Origin of the sequence: Micromonospora sp. WMMD736 (genome assembly GCF_049179015.1) — a bacterium.
GTDB lineage: Bacteria > Actinomycetota > Actinomycetes > Mycobacteriales > Micromonosporaceae > Micromonospora.
This window is the reverse complement of record NZ_JBMHMI010000001.1, coordinates 5,153,868-5,171,601: the sequence shown is the minus strand read 5'-3', so window position 1 is coordinate 5,171,601 and position 17,734 is coordinate 5,153,868. Positions and strand designations below refer to the sequence as shown.

The window sequence follows — 17,734 nt, the reverse complement described above, 5'->3', positions numbered from 1 at the left end:
AGACTATCGGCCACGGCTCTGCCGCGGCGGGTGTGGCCCAGAAGACGCGCCGCCGCCCGGCCCCGGCCGCGCCGCGTCCGGGCCGGCTCGCGCGGCGTCCGCCGGGCCGTCCGGCGGATCCGGCCGCGCGTGCGCCGGCTCCGGACGGTTCGATTCGGGTACGCCCACAGCCGACTCCGACCGGGCGTGACCGCCCGGCTCCCGCCGGACCTGCGTGGACCGGCCGGCTCTCGGCAGCCCGTCGGGTGGGCTTACCGCGCCGGCCGGCACCGGGATCTCCCGCGTCGGCACGTCCGGGCGGACCTCTGCGACGCGGTAGGTGTCCCGGCCGGCGGCCTTGGCCACGTAGAGGGCGTCGTCGGCGGCCTCCAACACCTCCCGCCCGGTGCTGCCGTGGTCCGGGTAGACGGCGATGCCGACCGACACGGTCACCACGATCGGCCCCGCGTACGCCTCGACGGCGATCGGCGTCTCGCGTACCGCCGCGCCCAGCCGCTCCGCGACGATCGCCGCGCCCCGGGCGTCGGTCTCCGGCAGGAGCAGCACGAACTCCTCCCCGCCCTGCCGGAACGCCAGGTCCACCTCGCGGATCTCTCCGCGTACCCGCCGGGCGAACTCCGCCAGCACGGTGTCCCCCGCCGCGTGCCCGTACGTGTCGTTGACGTCCTTGAAGAGGTCCAGGTCGAGGGCGAGGACGCTGAGCATCCGGCCGAACCGGCTGGCCCGCTCGACCTCCCGGCGGATCGACTCGCGCAGGTAGCGGTAGTTCCACAGCCCGGTGAGCGGGTCCGTGAGGGAGAGCCGCTGGGCCTCCTCGTGCACCCGCACGTTCTCGACCGCCACGGCCGCGTGCCCGGCGAAGGTACGCAGGGTGACCATGTCGTCGTCGTCGAACTCGTCCGCGCCCACCCGGTCGTAGAGCGCCAGCACGCCGAGGGCCACCGCCGCCGCGCCCGCCTCGTCGGCGGTCCGCTCGCCGCCCGGGATGGTCGTCGGGCAGCCGCCCGGGGTGGTCGTCGCGCCGCCGCCGAGCCCGGTCGTGCCGGGGGCCGCGAAGGGGACCGCCACGTAGGTACGGCAGCGCGGCTCGCCGGTCGGCGGCTCGGTCGGTTCCACGCGTCCCCGCTGCGGCTCGCCGGTCGCGGCCACCGCGCCGACCACGCCGACGCCCACCGGCACCCGCAGGGTCTGCGGTCCGTCCGGGTCGGGGACCGGCCAGCGCCCGTCCAGACCCTCACTGCACTGTGCGACGAGCACCCCACCGCTCTCCACCAGCAGCACCGCGCCGGCCCGTGCGCCGGTGGCCGCGATGGCGCTGTGCAGGATCACCCGCAGGATGCGTTGCAGATCGTGGGTGCTGGCCAGGGTGTCGCCGAGCACCGCGAGGTGCCCGCGGAGCTGATCACGGCTGCTGGTGAGCGCGGCGACGTACGAACCGGTCTCGCGGATCATCCGGTTGAACGCCTCCGCGAGCCGGCCCAGTTCGTCCCGGCCCCGTACCGGCACCCGGGCGGTCAGGTCGCCGTGCGCCACCCGGTCGACCGCGCCGGCCAACTCCGCCAGGGGCCGGGTCGTCACCCGGGCCAGCCACCACGCGGTCAGCACGGCGAGCAGCCCAGCCAGGACGACCACGCCGGCCAGCGTGGCGTGCAGCCCCGGTGGCCGGGTGCTCGGCACCGACAGCACCAGCGGCAGCGGCTGGCCCACGGACGGCCCGATCCGCCGCACGTACCGGCCCTTGGTGGTTTCGGTGACCCGCTCGCCGGTGCTGTGGCCGGCGGCGGCCAGCACCCCGTCGCGTACCTCGCGGGACTCGGTGGTGTGGGTGAAGCGGGCCGCGCTCGCGCCGCCGTCGAGCAGCGTGACCGCGACTCCGCTCACCGCCGCCAGTCGGGCCACGAAGGCCGGGTCGACGAGCTGAGCGGCGGCCACACTACCCAGCAGGGTGCCGGCCGGGTCCCGGCGGTCGACGCGGGCCGCCAGCGCGCGGACCGGCCCGGACGTCGCGGCGACCGGCTCCGAACAGTCCCGCCAGGGTGTCGACGGCGCGCCCGGCGAGACGTACGTGACCCGTCCGCTGACGTCGCTGACCAGCACCGCCGCGGCCAACCCCCGCCCGACGAGCTGGCCGGCGACGACGGCCGGATCACCGGTGAGGGCGACCGCGTCGGCGGCGGCGCGGAGCTGCTGGCAGAGCGCGTCGACCGAGGTACGCACCGCGGACGCCGCCACGGCGAGGCGTTCGGTGGACCGGGTGCGGTCGACGGCCGTGACGGTGGAGGCGACGAAGAACGCACCCAGCAGGACCGGGCCGAGCACCACCACGAGGAAGGCTGCCGTCAACCGCCCGCGTAGCGTCACTCGGTCCCCCCGGAAGTTCCGCCTCCGTTGCTTGCGATGCTGACACAGAGCAACCGTGGGAGTGGCGTTGCGTCAGGAGTGTTGCGTGTCAGATTTTTCTGATGAAGCGGAAGTGACCCGGATGACGAAGCGGGACACCCGGGTACGGCTGCTCGCCCACCGTCGGACCCTGGACGACGCGGCGCGGGCCGCAGCGGCCCGGCGCGTCCAGGCCGAACTGGTCGCCCTGGTACGCCGGCTGCGCCCCCGCCGGATGACGGCGTACGTGCCGGTCGGGTCCGAGCCGGGCGGGGCCGACCTCGCGGAGGCGTTGCGCGGGGCGTTACCGGCCGAGGGCGAGTTGCTGCTCCCGGTGCTCCGCGCGGACCTCGACCTGGACTGGGCGGTGTACACCGGGCCGCACGCGCTGGCCGCCGCCGGACGGGGCATCCGGGAGCCGGTCGGCCCCCGCCTCGGTGTGGACGCGGTATCCGGCGCGGAACTGGTGGTCGTGCCGGCACTCGCCGTCGATCATCACGGCCGACGGCTGGGCCGTGGTGGAGGTTCCTACGACCGGGCGCTGGCACGGGTGCCCACGGCGAGCCTGACCGTGGTGCCGTTGCACGACGGTGAGCTGGTCGAGGCGCTGCCCACCGAGCCGCACGACCGTCCGGTCCGCGCGGTGGTCACCCCCTCCGGCGGAATGCGTACGCTTGATGACGGCCCGGGTACGGCGCAGGGTGTCGCGCCCCACACGTCCGCTGGACGAACCCGGCCCGAATGACGCACCATTGGCACTCGAATACGTCGAGTGCCAACTGGCCGAGTCCAGATACCGGAGGAGAACGTGCCTACGTACCAGTACGCCTGCACCGCGTGCGGTAACCAGCTCGAGGCGGTGCAGTCCTTCTCTGACGAGCCGCTGACCGAGTGCCCGGCGTGCCAGGGGCGGCTGCGCAAGGTCTTCAACTCCGTCGGCATCGTCTTCAAGGGCTCGGGCTTCTACCGCACCGACTCCCGCGCGTCCGGCTCGGAGACGTCGGCCGGCGGCACCGCGACCAAGCCGGCCAAGTCCGAGTCGTCCTCGTCCTCGTCCTCGGGTGGGGACTCCGGTTCGACGTCCTCGACGTCGTCCGGGTCGACGTCGTCCGGGTCGTCCTCGTCGTCCGGTGGGTCGGGTGGCGGCAAGGCGCCGGCGGCCAGCTCGGCGTCCTGATCCCGCTCGGCCGCAGGCCGCGACGTCGGCGATCCGCCGCCGGTTCCCGGGCGAGGCCCGTTCCGCCCGGGATTCAGTCCCAGTGCGGTGGGCGTTGGGCGAGGAGCCAGTCGTCGTTGCCGCCGCTGTGCTCGCCCCAGCCGTGGTCGGTGTCGTCCGAGGTCTGCTCGGGCAGCACCACGAAGTCGTCGCTCAGCTCGACGGTGCGGTCGTCATCGCCGCGCGTGACGGCGGCGCCGGGGTCCTCGGTGCTCACGAGCGGCAAGACTAGCGCAGGCAGCCGGCTCCGTTGGTAGCCTCGGACGGCGTGACGACCCCCAGCGGTGGCAGCACCCCGGACGACTACTGGCGTCGCCCCGGGACCGGCGACGGCCCGACGGTGGACCACCCGCCGCCCGCGACACCACCCACCGGTGGGTACGCAGGGCCGCCCCCGAGCGTGCCGCCTCCGGCGGGCTGGCGTCCCCCCGTACACCTGGAGCCGGCGCCGCCACGACGCCTGCCACCTCAGGACATGGCCGCCCTGGACGCGGCGGAGCAGCGGTCGCAGCGGGTCACCTACGGTTTCGGAGCCGCTGCCGCCGTGGTGGTGGTGGCCCTCGTCTGCCTGCTCTGCTCGCGGATCCTCTTCTGATCACCGCGCAAAGGGCTTCGCCGACCGGCCGGCGGCGTCAGAGGGTGGTGCCCCAGACGGCTTGGGCACCGGTGTGACCGGTCAGCGCGACGTAGACCAGGGCGGCGAGCGACAACGCGACGACCGCCACCGCGAGCAGCGGCGTCACCAGGGCCGGCAGCCGAGGCACCCGCGGGTGACCGCTGGTCGCGACGAGCAGCGCGATGGCCACGATCCCCAGCGGCACCACGATCCGGAAGAGGATGTCGCCGTAGCGCGAGTGCTCGAAGATCTGGTCGAGGATCTGCCCCTGGTAGCCACGGGCGACCAGGGCGTCGGTGAACGCCTCACCGGACTCCACGGCCAGGAAGGCCGTCACCGGCGTCACGACGGCGAGGATGCCCAGCGCCCAGTCCAGGCGGTGCCGCCAGCGCGGCAGCCCCACGTACGCGATGGCCAGCACCGCCAGCAGGGGGACGAAGACCACCATCGCGTGCACGACGAAGACGTGTGTCGGTAGACCCAGAATCTCCTCGAACATCGACACCTCCAGGCGGATCACGGTCACGGGATCGCCAGCGTACGTACGAACCGCCGGTCGTCCCCGTGCTCTCCCCCGAAAGACACGCGCACGACACTGACGAGGTTCAGTGCCCGGGTCGATCTTCACGAGCTGTGTTCGTGACCACCGCCCTCGGCCGACTGTTGTCGTCGCTGGTCGCACGTGCTGTCATTGGCGCGTGTCCAGAGGTGAGGAACTGCTGCGATCGCGGGGGCTGCGCGTCACCCGACCGCGCCTCGCGGTGCTGGACGTCCTCGCCGACGGTGGCCACCTGGAGGTCGACGAGATCACCCGGCGGGTCCGGGAACGCCTCGACTCCGTCTCCACCCAGGCGGTCTACGACGTGCTGGGGGCGCTGAGCAGGGCCGGGTTGTCCCGTCGGATCGAGCCGGCCGGCAGCCCCGCCCGGTACGAGGCACGCGTCGGCGACAACCACCACCACGTGGTCTGCCGGGGCTGCGGCGAGATCGCCGACATCGACTGCGCGGTCGGCAGCGCACCCTGCCTGGATCCGGGCGTCACGAACGGCTTCGAGGTGGACGAGGCGGAAGTGACCTTCTGGGGTCTCTGCCCGAGCTGTCGGTCGCGTCGCGCCGTCGACGGCTGACCTCCGCCCTGTCGCCGGAGGCCCGGCCGGCCGGGCTGGCCGGCACCGACTAGCCAGCCGTGGCACGCTTGGTCGGTGGACTCCGATGACCTCGGCCTCTTCGGTCCGGGTTCGGTCACGTGGAAGGTGCACGAGGAGCCGATCCTGATCGTCGCCGGCCTGCGCTCGCTCTACCTCCAGGCGTTGCATCCCCGCGCCATGGCCGGCGTCGCGCAGAACAGCAACTACCGCTCGGACGCGTGGGGACGGCTGGTCCGCACCGCCACCTACGTGGCGACCACCGTCTACGGCACGACCCTGGACGCGGAGCAGGCCGGCGCGCGGCTGCGTCGACTGCACGCCCGGCTGCGGGCCACCGACCCCGCCACCGGCGAGGAGTTCCGGGTCGACGATCCGGCCCTGCTGCGCTGGGTGCACGTCACCGAGGTCGAGTCGTTCCTGAGCACAGCCCGACGGGCCGGTCTGCCGCTGACCGATGACGAGGTGGACGGCTACTACACCGAGCAACGTCGGTCGGCCGCCCTCGTCGGGCTGGACCCGGCCACGGTGCCGGGCACCGCCGCCGAGGTCCAGGACTACTACCGTGCCGTTCGGCCGGAGCTGCGGATGACCCGGGAAGCCGCCGAGACGGCGCTGTTCCTCACCGCCCCGCCGCTGCCGTGGAAGCTCGGTCTGCCGGCCCGGCTGGGCCTCAACCTCGGTCCGCCACGGTGGGCGTACCTCGGAATCGCCGGCACCGCGCTCGCGCTGCTCCCCCCGTGGGCCCGGCGGATGTACGGCGGCTTGGGGCTGCCCACCACCGAGTTGTCGGCGGATCTCACGGTTCGCGCGCTGCGACTGGCGCTCGGCGCGGTGCCGCGCCGCTATCTGGAGGGGCCGTTGATCCAGGCCGCCAAGCAACGTGCGGCCGACCGGGCGGCGCTGGCCGGCTGACCGACCGCACGCGCGGCAGGCCGCCGGTCGGCGGCCGCAACGGCCAGCCAGCGGCACGGGACGCGCCACCACGGCCAGCCAGCGGCACGGGACGCGCCGCCGCGTCGAGCTGGTCGACGGACGCGCTCAGCCCTCGACGGACCGTTCCACGGCCGCCCATGGCTCCTTGCCCGGGGTCTGCGCCCCGGTGGGACAGTGCCGCCGGTAGTCGCACCAACCGCAGCGCGGCCCGGGTGCCACCGGGAACGCTTCGTCGGCGTCACCGCCGTCGGCGACGACCCGCTCGGCGGCCATGATGTCGCGGGCCGTCTCCTCTGCGCGGGTCAACTGGCGGGCCAGCGACTCGACGGTGTGGTCGTGACCGGCGACCGTGCCGGTCGGCAGGTGGTGCAGCTCGACCCGGCGGCACGGCTTGCGGAACACCCGCTCGGCCGCGTACGCGTAGAGGGCCAGCGCCTGCGAGCCCCGGGCGTCGTCGGCGTCCAGCCCGGTACGGCCCGTCTTGTAGTCGACGATGACCAGCTCCGCCCCCTCGGGCCCGGGGCGGGAGTCGATGCGGTCGGCGCGGCCGTTGAAGGCCAGGACGGCGGTCTTCACCGCCACCACCCGCTCGACGCCCAGCGGGTCGGCCTCCGGCTCCAGCGTCTCGACGTACGCCTCGAGCCAGCCCAGCGCCCGCCGGTAGGCGGCCCGCTCCTGCTCGTCGTCGCGGTAGCCCTCCCGGACCCAGGTGCCCTTGAGCAGGGTGGCCAACGCCTCGGGGCGGCGTCGGTCGGCGGGCAACGCGTACCAGTTCTTCAGGGCGGTGTGCACGCTCGCGCCGAGCGAGTTGTGGGCCCAGGGCGGGCCCTTCTGCGGTGCCGGCCGGTCGACGTAGGAGTAGCGGTAGCGGCGCGGACAGTCGGCGTACGTCCCGAGCTTGCTCGGGGTGCAGACGAAGAGCCGTTCCGGCATTCCCTCGAAGCCGAGCTGCTCGCCGCCGCCGGGGCGCTGCTGGGGCGCCCGACCGCCGGCGGCGGGGCGTGGAGATGAAGAGGCTCGTCGCACGTCTGCGATCCTGCCATCCACCCCCGACATCCGGACTGTGCCGGTCAGGTCATGTTCACGTAGTGCGTGACGAAGGCGGCCACCGCGTCGGCGATGAGCTGGACGGCGATCGCGGCCAGGAGCAGGCCGGCGATCCGGGTCAGCACCTCGATGCCTCCGGGGCGCAGGATCTTGACGATGCCGCCGGAGAAGCGCAGCACGATCCACACGGCGACCATGACGGCGAGGATCGCGGCGGCGATGGCGGTGAAGTCACCCAGCCCGTCGGCCTGCTGGACGAAGAGCATGGTCGCCACGATGGCACCCGGTCCGGCCAGCAGCGGGGTACCCAGCGGTACCAGCGCGATGTTCGAGGTGACCTGCTGGCTGGGGTCGTCGGCCTTGCCGGTCAGCAGTTCCAGGGCGACCAGCACGAGCAGCAGTCCACCGGCGGCCTGCAATGCGGGCAGGTCCACGTGCAGGTAGTCGAGCAGCGTCTGCCCGGCCACCGCGAAGATCACGATCACACCGAGCGCCAGCGCGACGGCCTGCCACGCCGCCCGGTTACGGTCGCGCGCCGGCAGCGGCCCGGTCAGCGCCAGGAAGATCGGCATCATGCCCGGCGGGTCGGTGATCACCAGCAGGGTCACGAAGACCTCGCCGAACAGCTTCAGATCCACGCGATCAACCTAGCGGCGCGGTGGTGGGCGAAATACGCGGATCAGGCCGAAGCGACCTCGGTCACCCCGGCATCGACGATCCGCTCGTACGCCTCGACGCTGGTGCCGAACGCGCCGAGCTGGACGGTCTTGTGGGTGCCGTGGAAGTCGGAGGAGCCGGTGACCAGGAGGCCCAATTCGGCGGCGAGCGCCCGTACGTGCGCCCGCTCGGCCGGGCTGTGGTCCTCGTGGTCGGCTTCCAGCCCGGCCAGCCCGGCGGCGGCCAGCTCGGCGATCAGCTCGTCGGGCACCACCCGGCCACGTCGGGTCGCCCGAGGGTGGGCGAACACCGGTACGCCCCCGGCGGCCCGGACCAGCTTGACCGCCCGGAAGACGTCGATGTCCTCCTTCGGCAGCCGGTACCGCTCACCCAGCCAGTCCGGGCCGAACGCCGCGCGGGTGTCGGCGACCAGGCCGGCGCGGATCAGCGCCTGCGCGATGTGCGGGCGACCGACTGTCCCGCCGGCCGCGGCGGCGAGGATCTCCGGCCAACTCACGTCGATGCCATCGGCGCGCAGCAGCGCCACGATCCGCTCGCCACGCTCCTCGCGGGCGGCCCGCACCCGGGCCAGCTCGGCGACCAACTCCGGGTGCTCCGGGTCGAACAGGTAGGCCAGCAGGTGCAGGGGGATCGCCGGTTCGGCGCCGTCCCAGCGGCAGGACAGTTCCGCGCCCCGGATCAGCAGCAGGCCGGGCGGCAACGCCCGTACGGCCGGCGCCCAGCCCGCAGTGGTGTCGTGGTCGGTGATGGCCAGCGCGGCCAGACCCGCCTCGGCCCCGGCGCGGACCAGTTCGACCGGCGTCAGTGTGCCGTCGCTGGCGGTCGAGTGGGCGTGCAGGTCGATCCGGGGCGCGGAGCCGGTACGCGAGGTCACTCCCCGACGCTACCGAGCGGACCCGAAGCAGACTCGCGTAGGTGTCGGAGCGACTCCGGCACCCACCCGGACCCGCGCGGGTCAGGAGCCGCTGACCAGGACCGGCCGATCGCCGGGCACAAGGCCGGGCACGGGCGTCGGCTCGGCCTGTTCGCCGGCACGGACCCGCCTGACGTCCACCCGGACCAGCCGGCCGGAGCTGTCGATGTAGGCGACCTGCGACTCGCTCGTCCAGGCGATCGCGCCGCCCACCGTTGGGCCGACCGGTACGGCGTCCAGCGTCGTACCGAGTCGGTCCAGGTCGATCAGCAGGGAGCGGTCGGTCGACCCGACTCTCCCGTTCACCAGGAGCCACCGTCCGTCGTCGGACATCCCGCCCACGCCGTCCGGGCTCAACTGCGTGCCGCAGGCGGTACGTGCGGCCTTCGTGGCCCGCTTCGGGTCGACCAACGCCAGGCAGGTCCCCTCCGCCGAGTTCGCCGACACCTGGCTGACCAGCCGCCCGTCCGGCAGCGCACCGTACACGTTCAGGGTGTCTTGCTCGGGCACCTCGGTCAGCTTGTCCGCGCCGGGCCGCCAGAGGACGAGACTCGGCCGTTTCGGATCGAGCCGGACCAGCAGGCTGCTGCCGACGAACCGGACGGGTTGCGCGTTGTCCGGGACCGCGATCCGCACCGTGCCGATGAGCTGGGTGCCGACGACTCCCGCGACGAGCAGGTCCTCGCCGTCCCGCCAGGCGACCTGGGTGGCGTCGGGCGCGAGGACGATCTGACCCGCGCCGGCCAGCAGCACCTGCACCAGACCGTCGTCCTGGGCGACCCAGAGGGAGCGCCCGGCGGCGGTGGGTGCGCCGACCACCAGCAGGCCCGCGCCGTTGGGCAGCCGGTGCGCGAGTTCGGCGGGGCCGACACCGGGCAGCGCCAGGCGCCTGCCGTCGGCGTCGATCAAGGCGCTGGCGAAGAGCGCGTCGGCGGCCGCCTTCGACGACGGCGAGGGTGGGGCGACGCTGGCCGTGGCGAGCGGTCGGGCCGACAGGTCCGGGTCGCCGATCACGACGATGGGCGGCCCCTGCTGGTCGGAACCGCCGGACAGGTGTGTCATGCCGGCGCCGATCAGCACGGTGGTGACCACCCCGAGCGCGACGCCGACTCCGGCACGCCGCCGTCGGATCCGGTTGGCGCGCCGGATGGCCTGACCGGCCGGGTCGGCGGTCAGTGGACGGGTGACGGCGACCTGGCGCGAGAGAGCCTCCCGCACCGCACCTTCGAGCTGGTCACGTCGCACCTGATTAGGACGCCGCAGGCCACCCGTGAGGTTGCCGGGGAACCGCGGAAAGACGTTCACTGCTGCTCTGCGGGGCCGGTGCCGACAGGCACGGCCACCGGAGCGGTGGGCAGGTCGACGGCCGGGGCGATCGGATGGGGCGCGGACGGGCGCGGCACGACCGGCTCGGCCCGACCGACGTGGGGACGCGGCGGCACCGCGGAGCGGGCTCCGGACATCCCCCCGACCGAACCGGGGCGGACCGCCTCGACAGCCCCGCCGGGTCGGGCGGTCTCTCGGGAGCGGCCGGCAGCAGCGGCCCGGCCGGGTCGCGGGGCAGTGCCGTTCTCGGCCGGTCGGGAGGCGGCGGCCAGATCCGGAGTGTCGGCGCCCATGCGGCGGCGCAACGTGGCCAGCGCCCTGGATGCCTGACTTTTTACAGTTCCAGGCGAAATATCCAACAGTGCCGCCGTCTGCGCTTCCGACAGATCCTCGTAGTAACGCAGGACGAGCACCGCCCGCTGCCGGCTGGGCAGCTCCTTGAGGTGCCGCCAGAGCAGGTCGCGGTCGAGTTGCTGCTCGATCTCGTCGAGGCCGGGGCGTTCGGGCAGCACCTCGGTGGGGCGCTCACCGTGCCAGCGCCGCCGCCACCAACTCGTCGACGTGTTGACCATCACACGTCGGGCGTACGGCTCGACCGCCTCGATCCCACCGAGCCGCTTCCACGCCAGGTAGGTCTTCGTCAGCGCCGTCTGGAGCAGGTCCTCGGCCGTCGCCCAGTCGCCGGAGAGGAGATAGGCGGTACGGAGCAGGGCGGCGGAGCGAGCCGCGACGAACTCGCGAAACTCCTCCTCCAGGGGATCCCTGCTCGCCACCACACACCTCCGCACCCAAACCGTCCTGGAAGAGTGCCACGTCAGCGGCGTTTCGGTCCATGACGAAAGGTGCGCACTTGCTCCGATGTTCGGACGAAAACTTTCACGCGCCGTCGTCGGCCTTGGCCTCGTCGGCCTCCTTGCCCAACCGCGCCTCGACCGCCTGCGGCTCGTACATCTCTTCGACGACCCGTAGGTAGAGCTCGTTCGGGTTGGGTAGATTCTTGATCTCCCGCAGCGCCTGCTCCTGGCCCGCGGACTCCAGCACGAAGGTGCCGTAGTTGAGCGCCCGGCCGGTCGGGGTCTGCTCGTACTTCATGTCGGTGACCCGGACCAGCGGCATCATGGCGACCTTGCGGGTGACGATGCCGTTGACCACCATGACCCGCTTGTTGGTCAGGATGAACCGGTCATACCACCAGTCGGCGACCTTCCACGCCACCCAACCCATCACGGCGAACCAGAGCAGCACCGCGATGGTCGTCAACGCGCCGACGTTCTGCCCGGCGAGGAAGCCGGACAGGTAACCGAGCACGAAGGTCGCCGCGATGCCGATCAGGAGCGGGTTGGTGAGGTGGATCCAGTGCCGCTTCCACTCACCCCGGTAACGCTCGGTGGGGAAGAGGTAACGGGCAACCAGCGAACTGGGCTCGTCTTCGAGTGGGAGGACCCGCCGGGGTGTCGACCCCATGGCGTCGGCGCGCAGCCCCGCCAACTCCTCCTCGGAGATCTGCGGCGGCTGGTTGGCGGCGTCGGGATCGCGGATCCAGGCCCGACCGGAGCGCCCTTCGCCGGCATAGCCGGGCCCGTCGCCGTAGCCGACGTCGTCCGAAAGGGATGGCCCGTCGGACAGGCCGGGACCGGCACCGTAGCCCGGGCCGTCATCGGGCCCGATCCGCGGGATCGGCTCGGTGTCGCGCTCGCGGCGGTCCCGGTCGGGGTCGTCCGGGTCGAAGGGTGGACCGGAGGGGCTGCCCATCGGCGGCTAGGCGACGAGGCTGGTGAAGAAGTCGCCGAACCCCTGGGCGATGTCCATGATCCCGCCGCCCAGCGACTTGAACACATCAGCCGCAGAGTTTGGCCGATAGGCGACGAAGAAGATCAAGAATGCGATGCCAGCCCAGGTGAGGACCTTCTTGACCATGGCGGGCCATCCTCTCGCGCGGCGCCGGGTCCCATTACCGCAGCGGCACCCAGAGTATCAGTGTGGTGTCGTACAGTGAATATCTGCGTCCGTTCTCCGTCAAGCCGGAAGAGATGTCAAGCTCTCCCGGACAGGTACGGGGACGGTGCGCCGTACACGAGTTCGGGCGGAGTCCACTCGGTCAGGTCGTGCAACACGACATCCTCCGCGAGCAGATGACCCGCACTCGCCGGCCAGGCTATCGCATGCAGCCACATTCCCCGAGCCTCGCCGGCGTACGCGCTTCGATCCGTCGGAGAATTCACCAACCACAGTGGAGTCGGGTGCCCGCCGACCCTGATCCTGGCCTGCCCGACGTGCTCGGGGTGCCCCGGGCCGGGGTCGGTGAGCGCGTCGGCGAGTTCCGGTCCGGGATCGGGCCCGGCCAGGCCGGCGAGTCGCGTACCCAGGCCCACGCCCGGCTCCTCGGCGACGAAGACCAGATCCGCCGGACCGTCGTCGAGCGGCGCGGGCCCGGCACAGGCCACCGCGGTCGCCCGCACGCCGCTGCGGTCGTCCCCGGCGTACGCCACGCCGGTGAGGGTCCACCCGGGCGGCAGTGGCCACGGGCACCACAGTGGTGTCCCGGATGGACCGGGAGCCGCGGTGATCCGCTCCACCACGCTCGCGACGATCTCCGCCCCGATGTGTTCGGGCACGTGCAGCGGCGGCACGGGTCCGCAGCGCAGGCACCTCGACTCGGTGTGCATCAGATCCGGCGCCCGTACCGGGCCCCCGCATCTCGGACAACTCACCGCGACACTCACATCCCCACCGTCACCCCACATCGCCGGCACGTCAAGCCGGAACGCCGGACGCGTCGACGGGGCGAGGGTCAGTCCGGCGGTGGGCCGGCGTGCGTCCGGATCCACGCGTGCATGGCGATACCGCTGGCCACACCCGCGTTGATGGACCTCGTGGAGCCGTACTGGGCGATGGAGTGGAGCTGAGCGCAGGCGGCCCGGGCGGGCGCGGACAGGCCCGGCCCCTCCTGACCGAACAGCAGCACGCAGTCACGCGGCAGGACGGCGGTCTCGATCGGCCGGGAGCCGGGCAGGTTGTCGATGCCGAGAACGGGCAGCTGCCGCCCCGCCGCCCAGGCGACGAACTCCTCGATCGTCCCGTGGTGCCGGACGTGCTGGTAGCGATCGGTCACCATCGCGCCGCGCCGGTTCCACCGACGCCGGCCGACGATGTGCACCTCGGCGGCGTTGAACGCGTTGGCGTTGCGGACCACCGTGCCGATGTTGAAGTCGTGCTGCCAGTTCTCGATGGCGACGTGGAAGCCGTGCCGCCGTCGGTCCAGGTCGGCGACGATCGCCTCGTGCCGCCAGTAGCGGTAGCGGTCGACGACGTTGCGCCGGTCGCCCTCGGCCAGCAGTTGCGGGTCGTAGCGCGGATCCTCGGGCAGGTCCCCCGGCCAGGGGCCCACCCCCACCTCAAGCTGGTCGTCGGTCACGGTCATCAGAGAGTACGGCCACCCGGGCGTCCCGCGATCTCAGCCCAGGCCGAGCGCGGCACCGAGCCGGTCCAGGAAGCGCCGGTCCGCCGGGCTGGCCGGAGGCCCGTCGAGGCCGGGCACCGCCCGGCAGACACGGGCCGCGACCGACTGCACCCACTGGCGGTACGCCGCCGAGTCGGCCGGATCGGCGCGCCGACCCAGCACCCGGGTCGCCGCCCGACACGCGGCCAACAGGTCGACCAGATCGGTGAGCCGCTCGGCGGAAGCCGGCGCGCCGTCGTGGCGGGCGTAGATCGCGGCGACCACGGCCCGGACCAGATCGCTGTCGAACCCACGGCCGGCGGCCACCGCGTCCAGGCCGGCCAGTCCCGCCTGCACCCCGCGCTCCGGACGGCCGACGCCGGGTGCGGCGGCGGCCACGAGGACCCGGGCGGGCAGGCTGGTGAGCAGGTCCCACTCGGCGGCGGAGTAGACGGCGGTGGTCGAGGGTGCGGCGCGGCGGCCGGCAGAGGGCGGCTCTCCGGCGACGGAGTGGCTCATCGGGACCTCCGGCGTCAGCATAAGCCGCGGAACGGGAACAGGGCGGCAACCGGCAGAACATCCCGGCGGCAGACGCCCTGCTCCGGCGACATGCGCCCGCCGAGCGCGCTCAGCGCGGCGTGGGGAAGCTGGGCCGCTCCGGGTCCACCCCGTCCGGCACCGCGCTGGCCGCGTACTCCTTCTTGGGGACCATTACCCGGCGGCGGAAGACGCAGACCATGGTGCCGTCCTGGTTGTAGCCCCGGGTCTCGACCGAGACCACGCCCCGGTCGGGCTTGGAGCCGGACTCCCGCTTGTCGAGCACCGTCGTCTCGCCGTAGATGGTGTCGCCGTGGAAGGTGGGCGCCACGTGGCGCAGCGACTCCACCTCCAGGTTGGCGATGGCCTTGCCGCTGACGTCCGGCACCGACATGCCGAGCAGCAGCGAGTAGATGTAGTTGCCGACCACGACGTTGCGCTGGAACTGGCTGGACGTCTCGGCGTAGTGCGCGTCCAGGTGCAGCGGGTGGTGGTTCATGGTGAGCAGGCAGAAGAGGTGGTCGTCGTACTCGGTGACGGTCTTGCCCGGCCAGTGCCGGTAGACCGCGCCGACCTCGAACTCCTCGTAGTAGCGGCCGAACTGCATCCTGGTCCCCTTCGACGGGCGGCGATGGAGTTCGGCACAGCATGCCTTACCGGTGGTTAAGGCGACGGTCGGGGCGGAACCTCGGCGGAAATGTCACACCGGTCACTCACCCGGGGGGAGACGCAATGAGCGGCGGGGCCCTCCCCGGCACCCGCCGCCCACGCTCTGATGTGAAGAAGTCTGCCCTACGGAGCCGTAGCTTCAACAGAGATCGCGGTCACATTTATCTTTTTGTAACATTACTGTGGGTGACGGACGGCGGGTTGATCAGCGATCTCCGCAGGCCGGATACCTCCTCGTCAGGGCTCAAGTTACCGATTCGTAGCGCTCGATCGGGTGGATCTCCCTGGAAACGCTCCCATTACCGCAGGTCACGCAAGTGCGTCATGCACTTGCGTTCCGCAGGACGAGATGAACTCACGGCGTTCGATGCTCGCCAGGGTCCGCGCGCAGCCCCGCGCACGTTTCGCGCGGACCGACCCGGGAATTCGATACGGTCAGCCCTGGTTCTACGGGACGCAGACAACCCGCGGTGATCGGAGAGTGCAATGGCAACCGTTGAGCTGACCTCGGCGAACTTCGACGAGGTGACCGGCAGCGACGGCATCGTCCTGGTCGACTTCTGGGCCGACTGGTGTGGTCCGTGCAAGCGGTTCGCCCCGGTCTACGAGCGCTCCTCGGAGAAGCACCAGAACATCGTCTTCGGCAAGGTCGACACCGAAGCCCAGCAGGAGTTGGGCGCGAAGTTCGACATCCGGTCGATCCCGACGATCATGGCGATCCGCGACGGCGTCATCGTCTTCGCCCAGCCGGGCGCCCTTCCCGAGTCCGCGCTGGAGAACCTGATCGAGCAGGTCGAGGCTCTGGACATGGACGACGTTCGCAAGCAGCTGGCCGAGCACAAGCACTGAGCCGTCCCCGCGACGGCACGCGAAGGCCGGGCCCGTTCGGGTCCGGCCTTTCGTCGTATCCCGACAGCCGCCCATGATCACCGACCCGGCCAGGCGGAACTGACCGTCGGTGGGACCCGAGTCGGCCGGTACATCCCGTATCGTCACCACCCGATGGAGACCCTGACCACCCGTGGGCGCGTGACCCGGCTGGGCGTGACCGCACTCGGTCTCGTTCTGCTGCTGGGGGGCACGTTCTGGGGTAGCGACGACGACTTTCCGTTCGGCCCGTTCCGGATGTACGCCACCTCGAACCCGCCCAACGCGCCCGCTCCGGACACCCGCGTGGAGGGCGTGAACAGCGCCGGAGCGGTGGTCGACCTGGACCAGAACGCCACCGGCATCCGCCGTGCCGAGATCGAGGGCCAGCAGGACCGGTACGCCACCGACCCCGCGCTGCTCGCCGAGGTCGCCGACGCGTACGCCGAACGTCACCCGGACGCCGCCGCGCTGGTCGAGGTCCGCATCGTCATCCGCTGGCACGGCATCCGCGCCGGCCGACCCACCGGGCGGCACACCGACGAGACGATCGTCCGCTGGCAGGTCTCCCGATGACCCGCTGGCTGACCGAGGCGGTGCCCCGCGGACGGATCGCCGCGTTCCGGACCCTGATCTACCTCTTCGTCGCCGCCGACCTGGTGGTCTTCACCCCATGGGTACGCACCAGGGCCAGCGTGCCCGGCGAGCTGTACCAGCCGCTGCTGATCGGCCGCCTGCTCCCGCTGCCGACGCCGACGCCGACGGTCGTGGCGGTGATCTTCTGGGGGCTCCTGCTCGCCGCGCTGCTCGCCGCGACCGGCCGGGCACCCCGACTGCTCGGCTGGACGGTCTGCGCGCTGTACCTCGAGTGGATGATCATCGCGATGAGCTACGGGAAGGTCGACCACGACCGGTTCGGCCTGCTCGTCGCGCTGGCCGTGCTGCCCACCGCCGGTCGGGCCCGGCACGGCGACACCACCCGCACGGAGGCCGGCGGCTGGGCCCTGCGCGTCACCCAGATCGCGGTGATCTGCACGTACTTCCTGGCCGCCTTCGCCAAGCTGCGCTTCGGCGGTCTGGACTGGCTGACCGGCTCGGTGCTGGCCCGGGCCATCATCCGCCGCGGCACCGACCTGGCAGACCTCATCGCCCAGGTGCCGTACCTGCTGATCGTCGCCCAGTTCGGCATCGTGGCCTTCGAGCTGCTCAGCCCCGTGGTGTTCCTGTTACCGGCCCGTTGGCGAACGGCCATGGTCGGCTTCTTCTACTCGTTCCACGTGGTGACCATCGCGACCATCACGATCTCGTTCGCGCCACACCTCGCCGCGATGACCAGCTTCCTGCCGCTGGAACGGGTACGGCCGCTGGTCTGGGCACGCCGGCTCGCGGGCCGCGAACCTCGGACGCCGACGACGGAACCCGCCGCACCTCCGGCGGACGTCGACGCGGGGCCGCCGTCCCCCGACCCTCAGGCGTCCGTGGTCGGCCGGCCAGCCGGGCCGTAGAGCCGCTCCCTGGCCTCCTGGGGCAGGGAACACGCCGCCGTACCGCCCGGGAGGCGGTGCCGGTTACGGGCCACCCAGCGGTACACCGGCCAGGCCGCGGCGCGCACCGGCGGGAACCGTAGACCCGCGCCGGCCATCCGCCACACCGGGCCGCTGCCGGCGAGCAGCTTCGCGATGGCGTCCGGGCCGGCAGCGCGTACGCCGTCCGCGCCGACCCACTGCACGGCCTCCTCGCACTCCGCCACCGACAGGCCGAGCGCGTCCAGGTCGGCGAACTGCCAGGGCACCACCCGTGCGCCGGTGGGAATCCGGCGTTCGATGAACTCCGCACAGGTCGTGCAGAACGCGCAGTCACCGTCGTAGACGAAGGTCGACCTCTCCATGGGTCCATCCTCCCCCGTTGAAGCGGCGATCACTCGCCGGTGTCCGGCGGGTCACTTGCGCACATCTCGTACACGTGT

Annotated in this window: 23 protein-coding genes; 8 read left to right on the top strand and 15 right to left on the bottom strand. The window is 72.4% G+C overall.

Going from position 1 to position 17,734, the window contains the following annotated elements:
• Positions 1-3: 3 nt before the first annotated feature.
• Positions 4-2,361 carry a diguanylate cyclase gene (locus ACN269_RS23315; RefSeq protein WP_421474419.1) on the bottom strand — a complete coding sequence of 786 codons (2,358 nt, stop codon included), beginning with the start codon at positions 2,359-2,361 and terminating at the stop codon, positions 4-6.
• A gap of 112 nt (positions 2,362-2,473) precedes the next feature.
• Here ACN269_RS23315 and ACN269_RS23310 point away from each other — a divergent pair, with 112 nt between their 5' ends.
• On the top strand, positions 2,474-3,124 hold the full coding sequence (locus ACN269_RS23310; protein WP_421474418.1) for a 5-formyltetrahydrofolate cyclo-ligase: 651 nt from the start codon (positions 2,474-2,476) through the stop codon (positions 3,122-3,124).
• 63 nt (positions 3,125-3,187) lie between these two features.
• Positions 3,188-3,556, top strand: a complete 369-nt coding sequence (locus tag ACN269_RS23305; RefSeq protein ID WP_421474417.1) for an FmdB family zinc ribbon protein — start codon at positions 3,188-3,190, stop codon at positions 3,554-3,556.
• 73 nt (positions 3,557-3,629) lie between these two features.
• On the opposite strand, the gene ACN269_RS23300 is transcribed toward ACN269_RS23305, so the two are convergent.
• On the bottom strand, positions 3,630-3,812 hold the full coding sequence (locus tag ACN269_RS23300) for a hypothetical protein (protein ID WP_421474416.1): 183 nt from the start codon (positions 3,810-3,812) through the stop codon (positions 3,630-3,632).
• A gap of 51 nt (positions 3,813-3,863) precedes the next feature.
• Here ACN269_RS23300 and ACN269_RS23295 point away from each other — a divergent pair, with 51 nt between their 5' ends.
• Positions 3,864-4,190 carry a hypothetical protein gene (locus tag ACN269_RS23295; protein WP_421474415.1) on the top strand — a complete coding sequence of 109 codons (327 nt, stop codon included), beginning with the start codon at positions 3,864-3,866 and terminating at the stop codon, positions 4,188-4,190.
• Between the two features lie 37 nt (positions 4,191-4,227).
• Here the strand turns inward: ACN269_RS23295 and ACN269_RS23290 are convergent, their stop codons facing one another.
• A complete protein-coding gene (locus tag ACN269_RS23290) occupies positions 4,228-4,710 on the bottom strand; it encodes a hypothetical protein (RefSeq protein WP_421476508.1) in 483 nt (160 codons plus the stop codon).
• Between the two features lie 199 nt (positions 4,711-4,909).
• Here ACN269_RS23290 and ACN269_RS23285 point away from each other — a divergent pair, with 199 nt between their 5' ends.
• Positions 4,910-5,338 (top strand): Fur family transcriptional regulator, encoded by a 429-nt coding sequence (locus ACN269_RS23285; protein ID WP_421474414.1) that lies wholly within the window; start codon positions 4,910-4,912, stop codon positions 5,336-5,338.
• Positions 5,339-5,413: 75 nt separating this feature from the next.
• Complete coding sequence (locus tag ACN269_RS23280; RefSeq protein ID WP_421474413.1) at positions 5,414-6,271, top strand: oxygenase MpaB family protein; 858 nt, start codon at positions 5,414-5,416, stop codon at positions 6,269-6,271.
• Between the two features lie 126 nt (positions 6,272-6,397).
• Here ACN269_RS23280 and ACN269_RS23275 read toward each other — a convergent pair whose 3' ends face one another.
• From ACN269_RS23275 to ACN269_RS23225, 11 genes are all read right to left on the bottom strand, one after another.
• The gene (locus ACN269_RS23275; RefSeq protein ID WP_421474412.1) at positions 6,398-7,318 is read right to left on the bottom strand and encodes a RecB family exonuclease; all 921 of its coding nucleotides are present in this window, start codon (positions 7,316-7,318) and stop codon (positions 6,398-6,400) included.
• Positions 7,319-7,362: 44 nt separating this feature from the next.
• On the bottom strand, positions 7,363-7,977 hold the full coding sequence (locus ACN269_RS23270) for a MarC family protein (RefSeq protein ID WP_421474411.1): 615 nt from the start codon (positions 7,975-7,977) through the stop codon (positions 7,363-7,365).
• 41 nt (positions 7,978-8,018) lie between these two features.
• Positions 8,019-8,891, bottom strand: a complete 873-nt coding sequence (locus ACN269_RS23265) for a PHP domain-containing protein (RefSeq protein WP_421474410.1) — start codon at positions 8,889-8,891, stop codon at positions 8,019-8,021.
• Between the two features lie 81 nt (positions 8,892-8,972).
• Complete coding sequence (locus ACN269_RS23260; protein WP_421474409.1) at positions 8,973-10,235, bottom strand: hypothetical protein; 1,263 nt, start codon at positions 10,233-10,235, stop codon at positions 8,973-8,975.
• A complete protein-coding gene (locus ACN269_RS23255; RefSeq protein WP_421474408.1) occupies positions 10,232-11,029 on the bottom strand; it encodes a SigE family RNA polymerase sigma factor in 798 nt (265 codons plus the stop codon). The genes ACN269_RS23260 and ACN269_RS23255 overlap by 4 nt, the downstream gene beginning before the upstream one ends.
• Before the next feature lie 103 nt (positions 11,030-11,132).
• Positions 11,133-12,008: a PH domain-containing protein gene (locus ACN269_RS23250; protein ID WP_421474407.1), complete on the bottom strand. Its 876-nt coding sequence runs from the start codon at positions 12,006-12,008 to the stop codon at positions 11,133-11,135.
• Between the two features lie 6 nt (positions 12,009-12,014).
• Positions 12,015-12,173: a hypothetical protein gene (locus ACN269_RS23245; protein WP_007455302.1), complete on the bottom strand. Its 159-nt coding sequence runs from the start codon at positions 12,171-12,173 to the stop codon at positions 12,015-12,017.
• A gap of 116 nt (positions 12,174-12,289) precedes the next feature.
• Positions 12,290-13,000: a DUF6758 family protein gene (locus tag ACN269_RS23240; RefSeq protein WP_421476506.1), complete on the bottom strand. Its 711-nt coding sequence runs from the start codon at positions 12,998-13,000 to the stop codon at positions 12,290-12,292.
• Between the two features lie 47 nt (positions 13,001-13,047).
• Entirely contained in the window at positions 13,048-13,671 is a 624-nt protein-coding gene (locus tag ACN269_RS23235) for a TrmH family RNA methyltransferase (RefSeq protein WP_421476504.1), read from the bottom strand.
• Between the two features lie 39 nt (positions 13,672-13,710).
• Entirely contained in the window at positions 13,711-14,235 is a 525-nt protein-coding gene (locus ACN269_RS23230) for a hypothetical protein (protein WP_421474406.1), read from the bottom strand.
• A gap of 88 nt (positions 14,236-14,323) precedes the next feature.
• Complete coding sequence (locus ACN269_RS23225; RefSeq protein ID WP_421474405.1) at positions 14,324-14,839, bottom strand: MaoC family dehydratase; 516 nt, start codon at positions 14,837-14,839, stop codon at positions 14,324-14,326.
• Between the two features lie 548 nt (positions 14,840-15,387).
• Here ACN269_RS23225 and trxA point away from each other — a divergent pair.
• The 3 genes from trxA (at position 15,388) to ACN269_RS23210 (ending at position 17,273) form a co-directional block, all read left to right on the top strand.
• Positions 15,388-15,750, top strand: a complete 363-nt coding sequence (gene trxA, locus ACN269_RS23220; RefSeq protein ID WP_421474404.1) for a thioredoxin — start codon at positions 15,388-15,390, stop codon at positions 15,748-15,750.
• A gap of 153 nt (positions 15,751-15,903) precedes the next feature.
• Positions 15,904-16,344, top strand: a complete 441-nt coding sequence (locus tag ACN269_RS23215) for a hypothetical protein (protein WP_421474403.1) — start codon at positions 15,904-15,906, stop codon at positions 16,342-16,344.
• Positions 16,341-17,273 (top strand): MFS transporter permease, encoded by a 933-nt coding sequence (locus ACN269_RS23210; RefSeq protein ID WP_421474402.1) that lies wholly within the window; start codon positions 16,341-16,343, stop codon positions 17,271-17,273. The genes ACN269_RS23215 and ACN269_RS23210 overlap by 4 nt, the downstream gene beginning before the upstream one ends.
• On the opposite strand, the gene ACN269_RS23205 is transcribed toward ACN269_RS23210, so the two are convergent.
• Positions 17,237-17,656 (bottom strand): thiol-disulfide oxidoreductase DCC family protein, encoded by a 420-nt coding sequence (locus ACN269_RS23205; RefSeq protein ID WP_421474401.1) that lies wholly within the window; start codon positions 17,654-17,656, stop codon positions 17,237-17,239. The two genes, ACN269_RS23210 and ACN269_RS23205, sit on opposite strands and share 37 nt — an antisense overlap.
• Positions 17,657-17,734 lie beyond the last annotated feature (78 nt).

Coding starts and splice junctions, on each gene's coding strand:
- ACN269_RS23290 (WP_421476508.1), bottom strand. CDS start 4,710: ATGTTCGAGGAGATTCTGGGTCTACCGACACACGTCTTCGTCGTGCAC.
- ACN269_RS23250 (WP_421474407.1), bottom strand. CDS start 12,008: ATGGGCAGCCCCTCCGGTCCACCCTTCGACCCGGACGACCCCGACCGG.
- ACN269_RS23245 (WP_007455302.1), bottom strand. CDS start 12,173: ATGGTCAAGAAGGTCCTCACCTGGGCTGGCATCGCATTCTTGATCTTC.
- ACN269_RS23240 (WP_421476506.1), bottom strand. CDS start 13,000: ATGTGGGGTGACGGTGGGGATGTGAGTGTCGCGGTGAGTTGTCCGAGA.
- ACN269_RS23230 (WP_421474406.1), bottom strand. CDS start 14,235: ATGCTGACGCCGGAGGTCCCGATGAGCCACTCCGTCGCCGGAGAGCCG.
- ACN269_RS23225 (WP_421474405.1), bottom strand. CDS start 14,839: ATGCAGTTCGGCCGCTACTACGAGGAGTTCGAGGTCGGCGCGGTCTAC.
- trxA (WP_421474404.1), top strand. CDS start 15,388: ATGGCAACCGTTGAGCTGACCTCGGCGAACTTCGACGAGGTGACCGGC.
- ACN269_RS23215 (WP_421474403.1), top strand. CDS start 15,904: ATGGAGACCCTGACCACCCGTGGGCGCGTGACCCGGCTGGGCGTGACC.
- ACN269_RS23210 (WP_421474402.1), top strand. CDS start 16,341: ATGACCCGCTGGCTGACCGAGGCGGTGCCCCGCGGACGGATCGCCGCG.
- ACN269_RS23205 (WP_421474401.1), bottom strand. CDS start 17,656: ATGGAGAGGTCGACCTTCGTCTACGACGGTGACTGCGCGTTCTGCACG.